Genomic DNA, 6,927 nt, shown 5'->3' on the forward strand with positions numbered 1-6,927 from the left:
GGCGCCGGGGGGGGGCCCCGCCGCGCCCGGCCGCCCCGCCCCGGCCGGCCCCCGGGCGGGGGGGGGGCGCCCGCCCCGCCCCGCCCCCCCGCCGCGTTCGTGTCCCGGCCCCCCGAACCCGGTCGTCCCCGAACCGGGCGTCCCCAGACCGCGCGTCCCGCGCACCCGACCGGCCGGAACCGGCCGATCGTCGTACGGATACCGGTACCAGCGGTGCCGGTGAGACGGCCGACAGGTAGGTTGTCACCCGTGCCCACTCAGACCAGCAGCCCGCAGGCCGCCCTGACCGCGCGCCTCGCCGCGACGGTCCGGACGGGCTACTGGAGCAGGCTGGTGCCGGTGCTGGCGGTCCTGGCCGCGGCCACCCACCTGCCGTCCTTCCTGCGGGCGGTCTGGAGCCCGGACGAGGGCTACCTGGCCACCCAGGCCCGGATGCTCGCCGACGGCGGCGTCCTGTACGACACCGTGGTCGACCGCAAGCCGCCGCTGCTGCCCTGGCTGTACCAGGCGTGCTTCGCCCTGTTCGGCTCCGGCTCGCTCTGGCCGCTGCGCACCCTGGCCATCGGCGCCCACCTGCTGACCGCCGTCCTGCTCGCCTCCATCGCCCGCGGGCGCTGGGGCAACCGGGCCGGCGGCGCGGCCGGCGTGCTCTACCTGCTGCTCTCCATCGGCCTGTCGCCGGAGGACACCCAGGCCGCCACCTTCGAGGTCTTCATGCTGCCGGCGATGGTGGCCGCCTTCCGGTACGCCGAGCGCCGCCGCTGGCTGGCCGCGGGCATCGCCGTGGCGGTCTGCTCGCTGACCAAGCAGACCGGCGGCGCCGTGCTGCTGCCGGTGCTCTGGATGCTCTTCCAGGACGCCCGGCGGCGCGGGGTGCGCTGGCCGCCGGTGCTGGCCACCATCGCGTTCGGCTTCGCCCTGCCGATAGCCCTGGTCGCGCTGATCCTCACCAAGCCCAAGGGCTTCCTGTTCTGGGTGGTGACCGGCAGCGGCGACTACGCCTCGCTCGGCGGCGCCTGGCTGCAGATGCTCGGCCGGGCGCTCGGCAACTCGGCCATCCTGCTGGTCGCCGGGCTCGGCTTCGTGGTGCCGCTGGCCCGCCGGCTCTGGCTGCGCCGCCGCCGGCGGCCTGTGCCCGCGGTCGGCACCGAGTACGGCTCCACCACCGACCTGTGGGTGTGGCTGCTGTCCTCGGTGGTCGCGGTCAGCGTGGGCTTCCACTTCTTCGGCCACTACTACCTGCAGCTGATGCCGCCGCTGGTGCTGCTCGGCACGGGCGCGGTCGCGACCTCGGCGGTGCGCTGGCGGCCGGTGCTGACGTACTCCGCGGTCGCCTGCACGGTCTTCTGGGGCCTCGCCGTCTTCTGGCCCGGCCAGAAGCTCACCCAGACCACCGAGGTCGCCACCGCGGTGGCCGCGCAGACCACCCCCAAGGACACCGTGCTGGTCTGGGGCATGCACCCCGAGCTGTACTGGCTGGCCGACCGCCGACCGGCCAGCCGCTACCTGACCGCCGGGTTCCTCACCAACTTCAGCGGCGGCAAGGACAGCGAGAAGGTCGGCGAGCAGTACAGCGTCAGCGAGGCCTGGCAGACCTTCGACCAGGAGCTCGCCACCAAGGGCCTGCCGGAGATCGTGGTCGACGACTCGGGCACCGCACCGTACCAGCCGGTGCTGATCCCCCGGATCGAGAGCCTCCTGGACACCCACTACGAGGTCGTCGGCGTCACCGGCGACACCGTCATCTACCGGCTGAAGAAGAGCTGACCCCCACCACCCGGTCCTTGGCGTAGACGGTGAACGTCCACGGCCGGCCCTGGCCGCCGCCGAACCCGATGTACAGCCGCGGTCCCCGCGGGTCCACCGCGATGCCCTCCGGCTCCCGCCAGTCGAGGCTCCACGCCGCCTCCGTGCGGACCCGCTCGACCACCTCGCCGGTGCGCAGGTCGATCGCCGAGACGGAGGCGTTGCCGCGGGCGTCCTTCGGGTTGCCGCCGGACTCCGAACCGTCCTCCGACGCGGGGCCGTACGCGGTGCCGAGCAGCCGGTAGACGAAGTCGCCGAAGACGGCGAAACCCTGGAAGACGTCCTCCTCGCCGCTGCCGAGATCGGTCTCGGCGACCTCGGCGAGCGGGGAGCCGAACGCGCCGCGCCGGGCGTCCGCGAGGTCGTGGACGCGGTAGCGGGTCCGTCCGTCCAGGCGATACCGGACGGCGAGGCGGCCGGTCACCGGGTCGAGGGCCGGCTGGTTGGCAGTCGACCCCGGGACGGGGCGGTGCACGGTCACCCGGTCCGTGTCGGCCGCCGAGAGCACCGCGCCCGGCACGTACCGCGTCCTGGCCAGTGCCCGCCCGTACCCGGACGCCGGGTTGACGTCCGCCTCCGTCCAGACGAAGACCTCCCCGTCGGCCTGCTCCACGCCGAGCCCGACGCCGTGGCCGAAGCCCTTCAGTCGCATGAAGTCGAGGCGGTTGCCCGCCAGGTCCAGCCGGTTGACGCACAGGTCGCCGCTGCGGCCCTCCACGGCCGCGGCCGGCCGGTCGTCGCCCGGCAGCCGCACCCCGGCCTCCACGGCCTGGGTGACGTACAGGTGGCCGTGGACCGGGTCGACGGCGAAGGACTGCGGCAGGGTGCCGTACCAGAGCGGCCTCTCCCGCAGCAGCCGGGCGGCAGGCGCCGCCAGGTCGAACCGGGGGCCCGGGCCCGGCACTGCCCGCGGCGCCGGGGCGCACCCGGCTGCCGCCAGGGCGGCGGCGGTGCCGAGCAGGAAGCGGCGCCGCCCGAGCGGGGCGGGGCGGCCAGGTGCGGTCATGCGGGTACCTCCGGCGGAGCCGTTCGATCGTGCCGTCCGCAGAGGTGACTGCACCGGGCCGTCCCCGGTTCCCGGTCGGGGCGGGACGAGCGGCAGGTCAGGCGCCGACCGCGGCGGGCTCGCGGTGCTGGGCGGGCACCGACTCGCGGCGCACGTCGATGATCTGGCCGGTGATGTCGGCCACCAGCACGTCGAGCGAGGCGCGCGCCACCGCGGAGCTGCTCAGCAGCGAGCCCTCCGGCTCCTCGCCGAACGCCTGCACCCGCATCGGGGTGAGGGTGCGCTCCGGGTTGATGCAGTTGACCCGGACGCCGTCGGCCGACCACTCGTCACCCAGCGCCTGGGTGAGGTTGACCACCGCGGCCTTGGCCGAGGAGTACAGGCTGTAGTCGGCCCGGCCCCGGGTGTACGAGCTGGAGGTGAAGAGCAGCAGCTGGCCGCCGGTCCGCGCGAGGTAGGGGTGGGCGGCCCGGGCGATCGAGGCCGGGGCGATGAAGTTCACCCGCAGCGCCTCGTCCACCTCGGCCGGCGACAGCTCGGCCAGCCGGCCTATCCGCAGCACGCCGGCGGTGTTGACCACGTAGTCGATGCGCCCGCTCTCGCGGTACGCCTGCTCCAGGGCGCTCTGCACGCCCTCCGGGTCGGCCACGTCGGTGCCGGTGGTGCTCCGGCTGAAGCTGAAGACCTGCGCGCCGTGCTCCCGGGCGAGGGCCGCGATGTCCGCGCCGATGCCGTACGAGCCGCCGAGGACGACCAGCGTGCGCCCCTCCAGGTGCTCGCGGTAGTCCGACGGGTGGACCGGCTCGGCGAGCGCGCTGGAGGAGAGCTGGAAGAGCTTGTCGGCGATGTGGATGTCGATCGGCTGGGTGACCTTCATGTTCTGCTCCTCGCCGGCCACCACGTGGATCGGGGTGTCGGGGAGGTAGCGCAGCACCACCGAGCAGTCGTCGGTGGCGGAGAAGTGCGGGTCCACGGAGGCCAGCTCGTACGCGCGGCGGATGGTGGAGAGCCAGAACGCCTGCGGGGTCTGGCCGCGGCGCAGCCGGGCGCGGTCCGGCACCTCGGTGATGATCTCGTGCTCGCCGGTGGCCATGCCGGTGGTGGTGGTCACCACGATGGTGTCCGAGGAGGGGATGGCGACGTCGACCGCGCGGTAGGTGTCCAGCGCTTCCACGCAGTCCTGGATGATCCGCTGCGAGACCAGCGGCCGCACCGCGTCGTGGAACAGCACCTTGCAGTCCCGGCCGCCGGCCAGCTCCTCGACCGCGCCGATGGCCCGCTCGGTGGTGGCGTTGCGGGTGTCGCCGCCGGCCAGCACGCGGACCCGTCGGTTCAGCCCGGCCGCCGCCACGATCTGCTCGGCCTCCTGGACGAACCCCGGGTGCATCATCAGGACGACCTCGTCGATGCCGGTGGCCTCGTCGAACACGGCGAGGGTGTGCTCCAGGATCGTCTTGCCGGCGATCTTGATCAGCTGCTTCGGGATCGACAGTCCGATCCGCTGGCCGGAGCCGCCGGCGAGGATGACGGCAACGGTGAGGGGGGCGACGGGGGGACGGCGCTTCATCGGGATGGAGGTCCTTGTGCTGGTGGGGCGCGAGGGTGACGGATGGTCGCGCGGGCCGTCGGGGGAGAGCGGCACCGGCGGTGGGCAGTGGGCGGCGGTCCTGGGGCTGGGGCGGGTCACCCGCCCCGGCGGGCGAGGGCGGGCTCCCGGACGTCGGCGGCGGTGTCGGGTGGGCCGGCCTTCTCCTCGGCCCGGGCGATGCCGTCCCGGCAGGCCTCGGCGAACCGCTCCGCGGACGCCCGGTCGCTCGGACCGAGCAGGTACTCCCGCAGTTCGAGGCGGTAGGGCCGCAGGACGTCCGCCTCTGGGTGGTGCAGCATCGTGACCAGCTTCGCCACGCCGGCCGCGCCGGAGTCCAGGATGTAGGCGGCGCGGGCGGCGGTGTTCTGCTCCCGGAACGCCTCGACGCCGAGGGCGGCGGTGTCGGTCAGCACGTACGGCTTGAGGGTGCAGATGAAGTCGGAGACCACGCTGGAGATGTCGCTGACCAGCAGATCGGCCTGCTCGAAGCAGTCGTACAGGTGCGGGCCGTCGGCCTCGACCAGCAGGTGCTCCCAGCTGCCGCGGGCCTGCCAGTAGACCTCGGCGTGCGCGGTCCTGGCCTCGGCCAGCCGCCGGCTCAGCCGGTCGTCCGGATGCCCGCTGTCCCGGGAGAGCTGGGCGTCGTCGAGCTCGGCGTCGGCCAGCTCGCTCTGGATCCGGCCGATCTCCTCGGTCAGCTGCAGCTCCCGGGCCCGGGCGAGGGCGCGGTCGTCCGCGTCGGCGGTGGCGGCCGCCCGCCAGCGGTCCTGGGCGCCCCGGGTCTCGTTGGCGCGGGCGATCATCCGGATGATCCGCTCGTGCACCTGGCGGGCCTTGGGGTCGCGGATGCCGGTGAAGGGGTGCGGCTTGTAGATCACCCGGACCGGCTCGGGGCTGCGCAGCAGCCGGCCGACGATGTTCTCCCCGGCGAGCAGCAGGGAGGTGTTGCCGGGGTCGTCCGTCCAGCCCTCCCAGGTCGGCGCGTAGAGCACGGTCGGGATGGGCCCGGCGGTCCCGGCGGGGCGGTCGGCGAGGGCGTCGAGCTGGGGGCGGCCGACCTCGACGATCTCGTCGTCGCGGACGCCGACGTTCGCCAGCGCGTAGCGGTCGCGGCCGGCCCGGCCGGCCACCCAGACCTCGTCGTAGACCTTGCTGAAGGGATTGACGCTGGCGAGCTTGTCGCTGTCGCCGTGCCCGACGAAGACGTGCGTGACCTTGGGGATCCGCAGGAAGTGGATGTTCTTGCCGACGTTGGCCGGGTAGAGCGCCAGGCGTACGGAGGAGAGGTCCAGGTTCATCAGGTGGGTCGCCGACGGCACGCAGAGCACCGGCACGGTGGTCGGGTTGAGCCGGCGGACCAGGCCCCGCTCGCGCATCACCACCATCGGCCGGTGGCCGCGCGCGGCGAGGTCGGTGAGCGAGTCCAGCCACATGTTGCCCTGGTAGGCGGAGTCCTTGGAGCCGGTGAAGTACAGCACGACGTCCGGCCGGTGCTCGGCCAGCCAGCCGTCGACGTGGGCGAGCACGGCGTCGCGGGAGGGGAAGCGCACCGCCCGGCGCAGCGACGGCACCAGCTGGACGGTGGTCACCAGGGCGGCGAGCGCCGCGGCCAGCAGTCCGAGCGGCATCCAGAAGCGGTCACCGGTGGCCAGCGCGAGCGCGGTGCCGGCGAGCACCATCAGCTCCTGGTGGAGCAGGCGCTGGCCGGGCTTGCGCAGCAGGCGCAGCGGGGGCGTGTCGCTCACGGGCAGCGGGTCGAGCGGGATGTTGCGGGTGACGACGGGCAGCGTCCGGTTGCGGCGGATGCCGGCGCAGACCGCCGAGTAGGCGGCCTGAAGGATCAGCAGCAGCGGGACCAGGACGGCGGACTGCAGGTAGGCGGCGTCGTCGGTCAGGTCCATCCGCCCCATCAGCACCAGCAGCAGGGCCGTGCGCAGCACCGACCGGAGCGTCACGCCGGCCCGGAGCTGGCCGAGGCGACGCATCATCAGCGGTTCGTTGAGGTGCAGGTACATCTCGGCCGCGTAGCCGGCGAGGCCGGCCGCGACGAAGAGCAGGGGGTCCGGGCGCAGGGCGGCGAGCAGCAGGGCGGCCAGGCAGGCGGTCATCGCGAGCGCGACCGCGAGGCCGCGCAGGCGGCTGGCGTTGGCCCGGCGCTTGAGCTGAGCCGCCTGGGTGGACCGGAGACGCACCGGCATGGGGGAGTTGCCCTCGATCTCGGGGGGAAGTGTTGGTGATCGAAGGATGATCCTATGGCGTTTACGGAATGTTCCCTGTCAGTTAGCTTTACATTTCTATTACGACCGCATTATGTCCGGTACCCGTCAAGAGCTCTCCGGGGTCGCCCACGGGTGCGTCCGGCGCCGAACGCGCGGATGCCCCCCGCCGGTGACGGCGGGGGGGCCACCGGGGGGGGGTGACGGAGTGCATACCGCACCCACGCCCCCCCCGGGGGCCGGCTCGCCCAGGCCCGGGGGGCCCCCGGGCCGGCCCGGCGGCCGGTGGGCCCCCCCACCGTCGAGCAGCG

Annotated in this window: 4 protein-coding genes; 1 reads left to right on the forward strand and 3 read right to left on the reverse strand. The window is 74.1% G+C overall.

The window, feature by feature from the left end; genetic code table 11:
- Positions 1–249: 249 nt before the first annotated feature.
- Positions 250–1,767 (forward strand): ArnT family glycosyltransferase, encoded by a 1,518-nt coding sequence (locus ACFV0G_RS25215; RefSeq protein ID WP_380552171.1) that lies wholly within the window; start codon positions 250–252, stop codon positions 1,765–1,767.
- On the opposite strand, the gene ACFV0G_RS25220 is transcribed toward ACFV0G_RS25215, so the two are convergent.
- The 3 genes from ACFV0G_RS25220 to ACFV0G_RS25230 all read right to left on the reverse strand — a co-directional run bounded on the left by ACFV0G_RS25220 (position 1,742) and on the right by ACFV0G_RS25230 (position 6,598).
- Positions 1,742–2,812 carry a teichoic acid biosynthesis protein C gene (locus tag ACFV0G_RS25220; protein ID WP_380552174.1) on the reverse strand — a complete coding sequence of 357 codons (1,071 nt, stop codon included), beginning with the start codon at positions 2,810–2,812 and terminating at the stop codon, positions 1,742–1,744. The genes ACFV0G_RS25215 and ACFV0G_RS25220 overlap by 26 nt on opposite strands.
- Positions 2,813–2,909: 97 nt before the next feature.
- Positions 2,910–4,379, reverse strand: coding sequence for an SDR family NAD(P)-dependent oxidoreductase (locus ACFV0G_RS25225; RefSeq protein ID WP_380552177.1), 1,470 nt, complete (start codon positions 4,377–4,379; stop codon positions 2,910–2,912).
- A 116-nt stretch (positions 4,380–4,495) separates the two neighbouring features.
- Positions 4,496–6,598: a hypothetical protein gene (locus ACFV0G_RS25230; protein ID WP_380552180.1), complete on the reverse strand. Its 2,103-nt coding sequence runs from the start codon at positions 6,596–6,598 to the stop codon at positions 4,496–4,498.
- Positions 6,599–6,927 lie beyond the last annotated feature (329 nt).

Origin of the sequence: Kitasatospora sp. NPDC059571 (genome assembly GCF_042735675.1) — a bacterium.
Classification (GTDB): domain Bacteria; phylum Actinomycetota; class Actinomycetes; order Streptomycetales; family Streptomycetaceae; genus Kitasatospora.